Here is a 13,602-nt window from a genome sequence, read left to right as displayed (position 1 = left end):
TTGACATCCGCGCAAAACCAATTCTATTGTCCGCCACCATGAAAACGGCACTCATTCTCGTAGGAAGGCGCGTGGGCAAGGCGGTGTAACCGCCGGGCGAAAACCTCCCATGCGCAACACACAGGCTCCCTCGGGGGCCTTTTTTATTGCCCAAAACACGACTAAACGACCAACAACACCCAAATGGCAACGCCCATGGGGCGACAGTACGGGACCAGACCGATGAGCAACGGACAGAACGACCGGCGTGAAATGACGGGCGCCGAAATGGTGGTGCAGGCGCTGAAGGACAATGGCGTCAAGCATGTCTTCGGTTATCCCGGCGGCGCGGTGCTTCCGATCTATGACGAGATTTTTCAGCAGGACGAGGTCGAGCACATTCTGGTCCGCCACGAGCAGGGCGCGGGCCATGCCGCGGAAGGCTATGCGCGCTCGACCGGCAAGGCTGGCGTGCTCCTGGTGACATCGGGGCCGGGCGCTACCAATGCGGTGACGCCGCTGCAGGACGCGCTGATGGATTCCATTCCGCTGGTCTGCCTGACCGGCCAGGTGCCGACCTCGCTGATCGGCTCCGACGCCTTCCAGGAATGCGACACGGTCGGCATTACGCGGCCCTGCACCAAGCACAACTGGCTGGTGAAGGACGTCAACGAACTGGCCGCCACCATCCATGAAGCCTTCCATGTCGCCACGACCGGCCGTCCCGGTCCGGTGGTGGTCGACATTCCGAAGGACGTGCAGTTCGCCAAGGGCATCTATGTGCCGCCGCAGACGGCGCCGCGCACCAGCTACCAGCCGAAGGTCCAGGGCGACCTCGACAAGATCAAGGCCGCGGTCGAACTGATGGCGAGCGCCAAGAAGCCGATCATCTATTCGGGCGGCGGCGTCATCAATTCCGGCCCGGAAGCCAGCCATCTGCTGCGCGAACTGGTCGACCTCACCGGCTTCCCCATCACCTCGACGCTGATGGGCCTCGGCGCCTATCCGGCATCGGGCAAGAACTGGATGGGCATGCTGGGCATGCACGGCACCTATGAAGCCAATATGGCCATGCATGATTGCGACGTGATGATCTGCATCGGCGCACGCTTCGACGACCGCATCACCGGCCGGCTGACCGCGTTCTCGCCGAACTCGAAGAAGATCCACATCGACATCGACCCGTCGTCGATCAACAAGAACGTCCACACCGACGTGCCGATCATCGGCGATGTCGGCCGGGTGCTGGAGGACATGGTTCGGCTGTGGCGGGCAAGCGCCAAGGCCGACAAGAAGGCGCTCTATCCCTGGTGGGAGCAGATCGCCAAATGGCGCGCTCGCGATTCACTCGCCTACAAGATGAACAACGACGTGATCATGCCGCAATATGCGATCCAGCGGCTTTACGCGCTGACCAAGGACATGGACACCTACATCACCACCGAGGTCGGCCAGCACCAGATGTGGGCAGCACAGCACTATCATTTCGAAAAGCCGAACCGCTGGATGACATCCGGTGGCCTCGGCACGATGGGCTATGGCCTGCCGGCAGCACTCGGCGTGCAGATCGCGCATCCCGATGCGCTGGTCATCGACATCGCAGGCGACGCCTCGGTGCAGATGACTATGCAGGAGATGAGTGCGGCGGTGCAGCACAATGCGCCGATCAAGATCTTCATCCTCAACAACCAGTATATGGGCATGGTGCGGCAGTGGCAGCAACTGCTGCACGGCAACCGTCTGTCGCATTCCTACACCGAGGCGATGCCCGACTTCGTCAAGCTGGCCGACGCCTATGGCGGCCACGGCATTCGCTGCGAAAAGCCGGATGAGCTCGACGACGCCATCAAGGAGATGATCTCGGTCAAGAAGCCGGTGCTGTTCGACTGCCGCGTGGCGACGCTCGCCAACTGCTTCCCGATGATCCCGTCGGGCAAGGCGCACAACGAGATGCTCCTGCCTGACGAGGCGACGGATGAAGCCGTGGCCAACGCCATCGACGCCAAGGGCAGGGAACTGGTCTAGGACAAGCCAAGGCAGGGCTTGGAAGCCGTGCGCAAACAGAGAATTAGCTCAAAAGTCTGAAATCGAGATTCATGTCATGAACGCACAGCTTCAACCGACCGGTTCGGCCTATTTCATCGCCAAGGAAACGGAGAAGCCGGAGAACCACACGCTCTCCGTGCTGGTCGACAATGAGCCGGGCGTCCTTGCCCGGGTCATCGGCCTTTTCTCCGGCCGCGGCTACAACATTGAGAGCCTCACCGTCTCCGAGACCGAGCACGAAAAGCATCTGTCGCGCATCACCATCGTGACGCGCGGCACGCCGCATGTGCTGGAGCAGATCAAGCACCAGCTCGAGCGCATCGTGCCGGTGCACCGCGTCGTCGATCTCACCGTGCGCTCGCACGAGTTCGGCCAGGAGCGGCCGCTGGAGCGGGAACTGGCGCTGGTCAAGGTCGCCGGCACCGGCGAGGCTCGCGTCGAGGCGCTGCGGCTGGCGGACGCTTTTCGCGCGTCGGTCATCGACGCCAACACCGAGCATTTCATCTTCGAGATCACCGGCAAGGGCTCCAAGCTCGACCAGTTCATCGCCATCATGAAGCCGCTCGGCCTGGTCGAGATCTGCCGCACCGGCGTGGCGGCAATGAACCGCGGCCCGCAAGGCATGTAGGCATTCATGCGAAATTAAAGTTCAGCAATCACGGTTGGCCAAGGCAGTCTGACAGCAGGCTTGAGAATTGGTGACGTATGACTCCGCGCAAAGAGCTGATCATACATGTGATGATGTACGCTCTGATCGCATTCTCGATTTGGGTGCTTGCCCATGCGTGGGTGACGATGACGGTCCCTGTCGGACGAACCTATAGCCTGGTTGCGTATGCGGACAATCCAACCAGATTCTGGGACGGGATATTCTTCCACGCCGGATCCATTGTCATCTTCAGTTGGTTTCTTTGGGCGCTGAAATATCGACGTCGGGACTGATCGACCGAAAGGCCTGCGAATATCAGTCGCCGGACACTACCGGCTTGGCGTCGGCCTTGCCGCTCGCCAGCTCCTTGCTCTCCCTTTTGATCGGGCGTGCCACCGGGCAGACGTCCTGGACGAAGCCGTTCAGCGTGTTGACCAGGTTGTTCTGGACCAGCGAGTAGCGGATGAACTGTCCCTGCCGCTCCCTGGCGATGAGGCCGGCCGTTTCCAGAATGCTTAAGTGCTGCGAGATCGACGGCTTCGACATGTCGAAGCGCGCGGCGATCTCGCCGGCCGTCAGCGAGGAATGGGCGAGATAGGCGAGGATCTTGCGCCGGGGCTGCGACGACAGCGCCTCGAACACGCGCTGTATGGCGCCGCTGCCGGCGGCCGTTTCGCCATTCGAGATGTCGTCTTCGATCACAATTCCTGCCTCGTAGGTCGCGAAGGCGTCCGCCTCCGGTCTGCATTTCTCCGGCATTTAGACTATTGCCTAAATACCTAATTCGATATAGTAGATAATTAGCTTACTGCCTAAATAAGCGCCGGCTTGGCGAAAGGCAAGGCTCTGGTTCGGAAAATGTTTCCTGCAGAGGAGGGGTACCGATGAAGACCATATCCACAGGCAGAATGATATCGCAGCCCTTGAGCGACGCGGAGGACGGCGAGGTCGTCTGGATGCCGGCCAAGTCGATCTGGGTCGGCGCGATGACGCTGATCGCCTTGGTGTTCGGGTCGCTGACCTTCAGCTGGAGTGCCTTCGCCTTGTTCGTGGCGACAACGGCGGTGACGATTTGCGCGGGACATTCGGTCGGCATGCACCGCCTGCTCATCCACCGTTCGTTCAAGGTGCATATCTGGATCGAGCATGCGCTGGTCTATCTTGGCACGCTGGTCGGCATGGCCGGTCCCTTCGGCATGATCTATGCGCATGACATCAGAGACTGGGCGCAGCGCCAGACGGCGTGCCACGATCTCCACGCGCATCGACGGCCGTTCTTCACCGACGCTTTCTGGCAGATGCATTGCGCGGTTAGCTTACGCAATCCGCCCGATTTCGTCATCGAGCCGTCGATCCGCAACGATCGCTTCTACAAATTCGTCGAACGCACCTGGATGCTGCAGCAACTGCCTTGGGCGATCCTTTTCTTTCTGCTCGGCGGTTGGAGCTGGGTGGTCTGGGGCATCGCGGTGCGCATCTCGGTATCGCTCACCGGGCACTGGCTGGTCGGGCATTTCGCGCATCGCAGCGGGCAGCAGGGCTGGCGCGTCGACGGCGTCGCGGTGCAAGGCTATAACCTGCCGCGTTTCGGCCTGGTGACTTTCGGCGAGAGTTTTCAAGGCAACCATCACGCGTTCCCCGAATCCGCCAGGCTCGGCCTTGAGCGCGGGCAGATCGATCTCGGCTGGGTTTTCATCCGCATCCTTGCAGCCCTTGGCCTCGCCCATGGGGTGAAGCTTCCGGAGAACACGCCGAAGCGCAAAGGCCTGCGGCGCGTCGCCAGCCGCAGCGAGAGAGCGACTGCTTCCCATGTGTTGTCGGCACGGCCCCACGGCAGGTAGGGTGCGCCGCCCGTGGCTGGGCTGGCGACACGACCAGACGGATCACGGCCGGACCCGTTGGACCAATCGAATGACGTTGCGTCCGGCGCCCGGTCGATTTAAGTCAGTATTGCTGACCTTTGTGAGCCGTCATGACCCTCGACGCCTTCCTTGCCCTGCTGCTCTACGCCCTGGTGACCTCGATCACGCCGGGCCCGAACAACTTCATGCTGCTGGCGTCGGGCGTCAATTTCGGCATCGTCCGGACTATCCCGCATATGCTCGGCATCAGCATCGGCTTTTGCGTGCTTTTGCTGGCCGTCGGCTTCGGCCTCGGCGCGGTGCTGACGGCGTTTCCGGCGCTGCACACCGCACTCAAGATCGCCGGTGCTGCCTATCTGCTCTACCTCGCCTGGAAGATCGCCATGTCGCGTTCGCTCAGCGGCAAGGGCGAGGCAGAGGCACGGCCGATGCGCTTCATCGATGCCGCCGCCTTCCAGTGGGTCAACCCCAAGGCCTGGGTGATGGCGATCACCGCAATGGCCGTCTACACCAACCCCGATCATCCGTTCCTGTCGGTGGTGTTGATCGCTGTTGCCTTCTCGCTGGTCAATTTGCCGAGCGTCTCGATATGGGCCGGTTTCGGCACGGCGCTGCGCGGCTTCCTGTCGGATCCGGTGCGGCTGAAATGGTTCAACATCGCCATGGGCGTGCTCTTGGCGGCGACGCTCTGGCCGATGCTCCGCTAGATCTAGAGAAGATAGCCAACGCTAGGAGGCGAAAACAGGGTCTCCGGAACTAGCATTTTCGGACCACTGCTGCGGCCTGATGCTATCCACGCCAGCTGTTACGATCCATCAGAACCTACTTTTCTACCTCCGTCCGCCAGCCCTTTAGCGACGACCGAGACGTCGCCGAGGTGTTGCTGGCATATCAATCCAACGTGGTTTCAAACTTTCACTTGCCGAAAATGTCGAAATATGAGCAACTAATAATGGGCTACGGAAACTACTGGTTTGCTACTGTTATTGTCGGCAGACGGTGGGGGGACTATGGATAGGCGAGCCTTCTTGCTTTCGGCAGGAATTTTGGCTGTGTGCGCGACAGCAGATGCTGCGGGTGCCAAACGTAAAGTTAATCCATATTCTGGTCGCGTTGATTTAAAATCAGCAAGAGAGTTGGAAGACATTGCTGACGAGTTTGGTGAAGCTTTGCCAAACGTTATTGCTCCAGCCAGTTCGTCCAAAAAACTCGATTCCTTGGATTTAGCTTCGATAATACTTGAGTCTCTGGATACAAAAACGCCAACCGACGATACGTTAGCCGTCGCCACCAAGGCAGGGCTTCTTTTGAGTGAGATAACACGAGATGCGCACGACGGCCACGATAGGCAGTTCAAGTCGGAAATAGACGCCGCAGCCGCCCGACCTCTGACAGCCGCCCTCCGACAGTCATATCTAGATTTGTACAACAATGATTTCAGAATCCTCCACAAATTCAATGCAGAACTCACAAAGGCAGCCAAACTGATCGTCTCGGATAAAGCTCGGCAACGCTATGTCGAAGTCGAGCATGAGACTGGTGTGCCTTGGTATATCGTTGGCGCTTTTCATTATCGCGAGGCCAGTCTTAACTTCATGGGGCATCTTCACAATGGTGATCCGCTCATGGTGCGGACCATCCACGTGCCACCTCATCGGCCGCCCGCACCGTGGCCCCCCGGTGATAATCGTGACCCACGCCAGCTTTGGAAGATTAGTGCTGTTGATGCGCTAAGTCCCTTTGCCAATATTGTCCCTGGGTGGTCATTTCCCGAAATGTGCTATGCATTCGAAGCTTATAACGGCTTCGGGTACCGCTCGCAAAACTCAAAGTATCCTACGCTTAATTCGCCATACCTCTGGAACTATACAAATAAATACAATTTTGGCAAGTATGTTCGAGGGGGTTTCCCGAAAGACAGGGTCTTCGACCCAAGATATCTTTCAAAGCAGGCAGGATTAATTGCCATCGTGTCGAAAATAAAGCAGATAGATGATTCGATCCAAATGTAAGATGAGGGGACTATGAACAAGATTTACAGTGGTCTAGCGATAGCGGCAATGTCAGTCACTTTGGTGGCATGCGAGGGCGGACAAGAAAAAGAAAGCCTGAAGCCAACGACACCAAGCGCTTCAAAAAGCAACGTCCAGAAGCTTCGGGACTTGATAGTGAGTGGCTGCGATTGGCAGCCGATAGCCTCAACGTTGGTTGGGTTGGCTGCCAACGCCGCAGCATCGAACTCGTTTGACAAGGTCTCCACGGCTTTTTGTGACAAAGTCAGAGCCTCCAAAGCGCCGGCGTCGACTAGTGGCGAGATGACGATCAAATTAAATGGATTTTCTGTGAAAGGTCACTTCGTGACACCTTGAAACTGCATTTATACTTCAATAGGGGTCATCTCCAATGCGATTTAATTCTAAGTCCGCCATCCTAATTGCGCTGGTAGTCTGTGGAGTTATCGTTGGGAAAGCGGACGCCCAGGAAGGCAACAAGTTTGGCGCAGCTGCTCTGGGGACCAACGTTGACGCAGCCACTGATTTGAGGCCCCCAACGGGGGATACATCTCAAATACTAGGCATCCAGCCAGAGGAACAACCGTTTAATCAGCTACCCTATATCGTGATCCCAGGATACCAAGACGATACTAACCCGCCATCTACAGCTGTGGAATTTGGGGGGGGCATTTTGCCTCGTAACGACAAGGCAGTACAGGACCTACTAAAGGAAATACTCAAAGGATATGATCCCAAAGCCATAGTTGTGACGGGAACGGATGTAAACGGTCCGCTTCCAAGACCACCCCCTCCGCCCCCGCCAACGGGTGACATTACAAACACTCAACCATGGAACTCAGCCATCAAACGTTTTGGCGCCTCTGCGGGTGGTCAGGTCATGATCTCGCCGTCGGTAAGTTCCGATATATCGAGAGCTATTGCTGCTGCTGTTCCGCCGTCGATACCTAAGGAATGGCAGTCTGGCGTCGAGGAACTCAGCTTCAAGGATCTGGACAGCGGGTTGCGTGATTGCGACTTAAAATTCGACGATCTGAGGACAAGGTCGCCATACTGTTCGTCCTCCAGCGGATCGACCCGCTGCGAACGCTTCGCAGCCTCTCAGTTTCCAGAGATAGTTAAGGTTGCTATCACCGACAGCAGTGGTGTGCCAGAATTGTGTACGGGAACGCTGATTTCTCAGAGTTGGGTCCTAACTGCGGCCCATTGTTTCCTTGAGGAGCAATCAGTAAAAGATTTGATCGGAACGAATACCAAGGACTACACATGGACGTCGAATGGCGCATCCAGCAATGTTCGGAACGTCACCGTCGAGGCTAGCAATGCCAAGCTCTTAAAACAATCCGACAGATCACGATTTGCAGAACGCGTTGTTGTCAACAGGCTCTATTCTGGAGCCGACAACTTTGACAACGACATCGCTCTTGTTAAGGTGTCGCCACCGTTCCCGGCTAATGCCATCGAGCCAGCTACCATTGCCGATTCGAGCGAGTTTGAAAAATCCACAACGATCGCGGGCTATGGCTATTCCGACACCAACGGGGGAACGCTAGGGCGCTTTCAACTCACTTGGCCTAGCGCGGTTCAACGGGCGAACGGCCTGTTGACCTTTGTGCCCGGCGCTGACGATGGGCAAAAGAGTGGTTTCTGCCAAGGAGATTCAGGAGGGCCCGTCTTCGCCGGTAGGCTTCGAGGTTGCAAGAGTGTTGACATGGCATCCGAACCAAGGCCGCATCCGCTGGAGGGCGTCATTTCGTTTAATCGCCTTGGCAACGCAACCGACAAATCATCACGAAGCATGTTCTATGCGTCGAAATGCATAAACGCTTCGGAGATGGGAATGCAGGACGTAACGATGCCAGATCGAAAGGGTTGGATCTGCCGTATCACCGGGAATGCTGCGTCAGGATGTCAAAATTAAAGTAAAACGGTGTGGACAGTAATTGGATCGATACTGTTGGACACTGCGTTCATGGCTACGTAGAGGTTTTTCTACTGGCTTATCTGCTCATTGCGCCAGAAGCAACATCAGGATGTTCTGTAGATTCTTTTATGAAAGCGCAATACTTGAACATGCTCTTTACGGTGGCCGCAAGAAATGAGTTGGTTAGACGGACCGGGGTAAATCGTGTCTTAATCATCAAGGAGGGCGGCAGGATGTTGTCCAACTATCGTGAGGACCGTCTTGTAGTAGGTATATCTCCGTCAGGGTTGGTGATATCCCTGTCGTGCACATGACAGGGATATGAGATCGTGCATGTGGCGGCTCAGCTCAGACGAGAGTGAGAAAGCCGGCCGAAGGAATGATCCGATTGGCGGATAACGCAATTTCCGCAATGTCGGAGCTAGATAAATTAATAGATTTTCCCCCTTCGATTGAATCTTTTTTGCCGCTCTTCACTAGCTGCTATCAGCCGCACATTCATTGTGCAGTGCACATTAAATCTTCGTAATGCCGCGTTTTGGCCCTTTTCCGACAAAGGCGTGTCCTATCTATTCGGCGAAATCCCGGCAGGCAGCCGTGACTTGAGCTAGAATACGACCACCGGACTGCGGCGTGTCGGGTTTAGAGGACCTTGGTGTCGATGCGCGGAAAAGTCGTTCTTGTGGTGGCGGCAGCAGCGTGCGTCGCTGCGGTCTGGCTTTATCTTTCGCCCACGGCCATGGGCAGTCTTCAGCAGATGCTGCCGGGCGGCAAGCAGGCGGCAGCGGACAAATCAGCAGCAGACAAAACGGCAGCATCAGGCAAATCCGGCGGCGGCGGCAATGCCGCTCGTTCGGCCTCGATTGTTTCGGCGACCGCAACGACAGCCGATTTCCCGATCCGCCGCTACGCCATCGGCTTCGTATCTTCGCCGGCCGTGGTCAACATCAATGCCCGCGTGTCGAGCCAGATCGTGTCGATCGACGTCAAGGACGGGCAGATGGTGAAGACCGGCGATCTCTTGTTCTCGCTCGACGACCGCGCGCTGAAGGCGCAGCTCGCCAAGGACCAGGCGACGCTCGCCAAGGACCAGGCGCTGCTGGCAAGCTCGGCGTCCGATCTCCAGCGCGCCAAGGATCTTGTCGCCAAGCAGGCAGGCACGCAGCAGACCTATGACCAGGCGGTGGCGGCGCAGAAGGCGGCCGCCGCGACAGTCGATGCCGACAAGGCGACGATCGATGCCGACAATGTTCAGCTCGGCTTTGCCACGATCACGGCGCCGATTGCCGGGCGGCTGGGCGCGGTGAATGTTTCGGTCGGTGACCTCGTCACCGTCAGCAACGGCAACTCGAGCACGGCGACGCCGCTGGTGACGATCACGCAGATCGATCCGCTGCAGGTCAACTTCAACCTGCCGGAAAGCAATCTGGCGCTGCTGCACAAGGCGCTGGCCAATCCGCAGCAAAACGCGGTGACGCTGACCAAGGACGGCGACCCGACGCCGATCGGCAAGGGCACGCTCGACTTCGTCGATTCCAGCGTCGACACCGCGTCCGGCACCATCGCGACGCGGGCAAGCATACCGAACGCCGATCTGTCGCTGTGGCCCGGGCAATATGTGAATGTCGTGCTCGACGCCGGCATCATGCCGCGGATGACCTCGGTTCCGACGGTCGCGGTCCAGCCCAGCCAGAAGGGGCCGTTCGTCTATGTGGTCAAGCCGGACAACACGGTCGAGATGCGGCCGGTGCAGGTGGCGCTGACCGAAGGCGAAAACAGCGCCATCAGCGCGGGCGTGAAGTCGGGCGAGAAGGTGGTCGTCGAGGGCCAGACCAGGCTGAAGGACGGCGCCGCAGTGCACGAAGGCAAGGCGGCCGGCGGTGACCAGGCCGCGCCAAAGGTGGCGCAAGCCGAGAAGGCTGGCGCCCAATGATTTCCGAATTCTGCATACGCAGGCCTGTCGCCACGCTGCTGATGTCGTTCGCCCTCGTGCTGGGCGGGCTGTTTGCCTACAAATTCCTGCCGGTGGCGGCGCTGCCCAGCGCTGAATTTCCGGTCGTCAACGTCTCGGCCTCGCTGCCCGGCGCTTCGCCCGAAACCATGGCGACCTCGGTGGCGACGCCGCTGATCAAGCAGTTCGCGACCATCGCCGGCATCGATTCGATCTCGACCACCAACGCGCTCGGCCAGACCTCGATCGCCATCCAGTTCGTGCTCAACAGGGATATCGACGCGGCCGCCGCCGACGTGCAAGCGGCGATCGCGCGCACGCAGAAATCGCTGCCGCCGGAAATGACGTCGCCGCCGAGCTATCGCAAGGTCAATCCGGCGGACGCGCCGATCCTGCTGATGTCGCTGGTCAGCGATACGGTTCCGCTGACCGATCTCGATGCCTTCGCCGAGAACGTCATCTCGCCCTCGCTGTCGACCATCGACGGGGTGGCGCAGGTCTCGATCTTCGGCCAGCAGAAATATGCAGTGCGCATCCAGATCGATCCGACGGCACTTGCCGCGCGCGGCATTTCGATCGACCAGCTGCAGACAGCGATCGCGTCGGCCAACAGCAACACGCCGCTCGGCGTGCTGCAGAACGACAAGCAACAGCTGACCATCACAGCCAACACGCAGCTGACCAATGCCGCCGGATTCTCCAACCTCATCATCGCCACCAAGGATGGCCACCCGGTGCGGCTGGGCGAAGTGACCCGCGTCGTCGATTCGGTGCAGACCACGACGACGGCGAGCTGGTACGACGGTACCCGCGCCATCATCATGGCCGTGCAGCGCCAGCCCGACGCCAACACGGTCGACGTCGTCGACAAGGTCAAGGCGATGCTGCCGTCCTTCAGGGATCAGATGCCGGCGGCCGCCGACATCAAGCTGCTCAATGACCGTTCGACCTCGATCCGCCAGGCCGTCGACGACGTGCAGTTCACGCTGCTGTTGACCATCGCCTTGGTGGTGATGGTGATCTTCGTCTTCCTGCGCCGGGTGACGGCAACCATCATCCCGGCCGTGGCGGTGCCGATCTCGCTGATCGCCACGCTCGGCGCGATGTTCCTGTTCGGCTTTTCCATCGACAACATTTCGCTGATGGGCCTGACGCTTGCCGTCGGCCTCGTCGTCGACGACGCCATCGTCATGCTGGAAAACATTTTTCGACACATGGAGGAGGATGGGCTGTCGGCCTTCGACGCATCGCTGAAAGGCGCGCGCGAAATCGGCTTCACCATCATCTCGATCTCGATTTCGCTGGTCGCGGTTTTCATCCCGGTGCTTTTGATGGGCGGCGTCGTCGGCCGCATCTTCAACGAATTTGCGGTGGTCGTGACGGTCGCCATCCTGGCCTCGATGTTCGTGTCGCTGACGCTGACCCCGATGCTGTGCTCGCGGCTGCTCACGGTGACGAAGGCCGATCGCGACAAGCATAGCCCTGGTCACAAGCAGGACCTTGTCACCCGCGGCTATGACCGGCTGCTCAGCTTCTGCCTGCGCCACACTTTCCTGGTGTTCCTGGTCTTCGCCGGAACAGCGGCTGGGTCGGTGTGGCTGATCGAGGTGTCGCCGAAGGGCTTCTTCCCGCAAGAGGATATCGGCCAGATATCGGTGACGACAATCGCTCGCCAGGACATCTCGTTCGATTCCATGTCGAAGCTGCAAGGGCAGGTGGCCAGCGTCTTCTCGCATTCGCCCTATGTCGATCATGTGGCGTGGTCGGCGGGCAGCGGCAGCAATGCGCTCAACCAGGGGCAGCTCTTCGTCCAGCTCAAGGGCAAGGACCAGCGTCCCGACATCGAGAAGGTGCTTTCGGATCTGCGCAAGCAACTGGCCGGCGTGGCAGGTATCGAAACCTACATGCAGCCGGTGCAGAACCTGCGGCTGGGTTCGCGCTCGTCGGCCAGCGCCTACCAGCTGGTCGTGCAAGGCCTGGATACCGGCCAGACCGACATCTGGGCACAGAAACTGAATGACGCGATGGCGGCCGACCATGCGAATTTCACCGACGTCACCAGCGATCTGCAGAACAATGCCCTGCAGGCATCGCTGGTGGTCGATCGTGACAAGGCCGCCCAGCTCGGCATCGACACCGACACGCTGCGCTCCGCCCTCTATGGCGGATTCGGCACCGACCAGGTTTCGACGATCTTCGGCTCGGCCGACAGCTATGAAGTCATCACCGAGCTTGACCCCAACATCGAATGGTCGCCCGAGCGCATGCTCGCCATCCAGATGCGGACGGCAAGCGGCAGCCTGGTGCCGCTCGGCGCCTTTGCCCGCGTCGACCGCACGGCCGGCGCCTTGACGGTCAACCAGCTCGGCCAGCTGCCGGCGGTGACCATCTCCTACAATCTGCCGCAAGGCGTGGCGCTCGGCGACAGCACGGCCCGCATCGACGCGCTGAAGGAACAGATCGGCATGCCGACGGCGATCTCGACCAGCTTCGCCGGTACGGCGAAAACCTTCCAGGATTCGCTGGCCAACCAGGGCCTGCTGATCGGCGGCGCCATCCTGACGATCTATATCGTGCTCGGCATCCTCTATGAGAGCTTCATCCACCCGCTGACGATTCTGACCGGCCTGCCTTCGGCGGTGCTCGGCGCCGTCGTGGCGCTGCGCTTTGCCGGCATGGACCTGTCGGTGATCGCGGTGATCGGCATCCTGATGCTGATCGGCATCGTCAAGAAGAACGGCATCATGATGGTCGACGTCGCGCTGGAATTGCGACGAGAAGGCATGTCGGCCAAGGAGTCCATCCACAAGGCGTGCCTGATGCGGTTCAGGCCGATCATGATGACGACGCTGGCAGCATTGATGGGCACGTTCCCGATCGCGCTCGGCACCGGCGCCAGTGCGGAACTGCGCCAGCCGCTCGGCGTCGCGGTGGTCGGCGGTCTGTTGGCTTCGCAGGCGCTGACGCTGTTCGTCACGCCGGTGATCTACGTCTATTTCGAGAACTTCTCCGGCTGGCTGACGAGCTTCTTCACGTCGAGGAAGCGGCCGGTGCTGCATGCCGTCGAGAGCAGCGAGCAGGGCTCGCTGTTCGGCCCCGAGGATCGGCTCATGGAACCGCAGAAGGCCGCCGCCGAGTAATCTGGCCCAAGCTGTCGTGCTTGCGGCGACGTGCCGGCA

10 protein-coding genes are annotated in these 13,602 nt (G+C 59.4%); 9 read left to right on the top strand and 1 reads right to left on the bottom strand.

What is annotated here, in order from left to right:
- The first annotated feature begins 222 nt into the window (after positions 1-222).
- Positions 223-2,004 carry an acetolactate synthase 3 large subunit gene (locus AC1DYC_RS10015; RefSeq protein ID WP_477301363.1) on the top strand — a complete coding sequence of 594 codons (1,782 nt, stop codon included), beginning with the start codon at positions 223-225 and terminating at the stop codon, positions 2,002-2,004.
- Positions 2,005-2,080: 76 nt separating this feature from the next.
- Positions 2,081-2,653 (top strand): acetolactate synthase small subunit, encoded by a 573-nt coding sequence (ilvN, locus tag AC1DYC_RS10010; protein WP_023668352.1) that lies wholly within the window; start codon positions 2,081-2,083, stop codon positions 2,651-2,653.
- A 336-nt stretch (positions 2,654-2,989) separates the two neighbouring features.
- Here the strand turns inward: ilvN and AC1DYC_RS10005 are convergent, their stop codons facing one another.
- On the bottom strand, positions 2,990-3,433 hold the full coding sequence (locus AC1DYC_RS10005) for a metalloregulator ArsR/SmtB family transcription factor (RefSeq protein WP_477405867.1): 444 nt from the start codon (positions 3,431-3,433) through the stop codon (positions 2,990-2,992).
- Positions 3,434-3,558: 125 nt separating this feature from the next.
- On the opposite strand from AC1DYC_RS10005, the gene AC1DYC_RS10000 reads away from it, so the two are divergent.
- From AC1DYC_RS10000 to AC1DYC_RS09970, 7 genes are all read left to right on the top strand, one after another.
- Positions 3,559-4,515 carry an acyl-CoA desaturase gene (locus tag AC1DYC_RS10000; RefSeq protein WP_477405865.1) on the top strand — a complete coding sequence of 319 codons (957 nt, stop codon included), beginning with the start codon at positions 3,559-3,561 and terminating at the stop codon, positions 4,513-4,515.
- Between the two features lie 131 nt (positions 4,516-4,646).
- A complete protein-coding gene (locus tag AC1DYC_RS09995) occupies positions 4,647-5,243 on the top strand; it encodes a LysE family translocator (protein ID WP_477405863.1) in 597 nt (198 codons plus the stop codon).
- 321 nt (positions 5,244-5,564) lie between these two features.
- Positions 5,565-6,548, top strand: a complete 984-nt coding sequence (locus AC1DYC_RS09990; RefSeq protein WP_477405861.1) for a hypothetical protein — start codon at positions 5,565-5,567, stop codon at positions 6,546-6,548.
- A 12-nt stretch (positions 6,549-6,560) separates the two neighbouring features.
- A complete protein-coding gene (locus AC1DYC_RS09985) occupies positions 6,561-6,905 on the top strand; it encodes a hypothetical protein (RefSeq protein ID WP_477405859.1) in 345 nt (114 codons plus the stop codon).
- A gap of 523 nt (positions 6,906-7,428) precedes the next feature.
- Complete coding sequence (locus AC1DYC_RS09980; protein ID WP_477405857.1) at positions 7,429-8,469, top strand: trypsin-like serine protease; 1,041 nt, start codon at positions 7,429-7,431, stop codon at positions 8,467-8,469.
- A gap of 664 nt (positions 8,470-9,133) precedes the next feature.
- Positions 9,134-10,405 carry an efflux RND transporter periplasmic adaptor subunit gene (locus tag AC1DYC_RS09975; RefSeq protein ID WP_477405855.1) on the top strand — a complete coding sequence of 424 codons (1,272 nt, stop codon included), beginning with the start codon at positions 9,134-9,136 and terminating at the stop codon, positions 10,403-10,405.
- Complete coding sequence (locus AC1DYC_RS09970) at positions 10,402-13,563, top strand: efflux RND transporter permease subunit (protein ID WP_477405853.1); 3,162 nt, start codon at positions 10,402-10,404, stop codon at positions 13,561-13,563. Before AC1DYC_RS09975 ends, AC1DYC_RS09970 begins: the two co-directional genes overlap by 4 nt.
- Positions 13,564-13,602 lie beyond the last annotated feature (39 nt).

The organism is Mesorhizobium sp. P2_E7, assembly GCF_056403855.1.
This window is presented reverse-complemented; position numbering and strand designations above follow the sequence as displayed.

What these genes read in the sequence shown, in the direction of transcription:
- AC1DYC_RS10000 (WP_477405865.1), top strand. Translation starts at nt 3,559, where the DNA reads ATGAAGACCATATCCACAGGCAGAATGATATCGCAGCCCTTGAGCGAC.
- AC1DYC_RS09985 (WP_477405859.1), top strand. Translation starts at nt 6,561, where the DNA reads ATGAACAAGATTTACAGTGGTCTAGCGATAGCGGCAATGTCAGTCACT.
- ilvN (WP_023668352.1), top strand. Translation starts at nt 2,081, where the DNA reads ATGAACGCACAGCTTCAACCGACCGGTTCGGCCTATTTCATCGCCAAG.
- AC1DYC_RS09980 (WP_477405857.1), top strand. Translation starts at nt 7,429, where the DNA reads ATGATCTCGCCGTCGGTAAGTTCCGATATATCGAGAGCTATTGCTGCT.
- AC1DYC_RS09970 (WP_477405853.1), top strand. Translation starts at nt 10,402, where the DNA reads ATGATTTCCGAATTCTGCATACGCAGGCCTGTCGCCACGCTGCTGATG.
- AC1DYC_RS09975 (WP_477405855.1), top strand. Translation starts at nt 9,134, where the DNA reads ATGCGCGGAAAAGTCGTTCTTGTGGTGGCGGCAGCAGCGTGCGTCGCT.
- AC1DYC_RS09995 (WP_477405863.1), top strand. Translation starts at nt 4,647, where the DNA reads ATGACCCTCGACGCCTTCCTTGCCCTGCTGCTCTACGCCCTGGTGACC.
- AC1DYC_RS10005 (WP_477405867.1), bottom strand. Translation starts at nt 3,433, where the DNA reads ATGCCGGAGAAATGCAGACCGGAGGCGGACGCCTTCGCGACCTACGAG.
- AC1DYC_RS10015 (WP_477301363.1), top strand. Translation starts at nt 223, where the DNA reads ATGAGCAACGGACAGAACGACCGGCGTGAAATGACGGGCGCCGAAATG.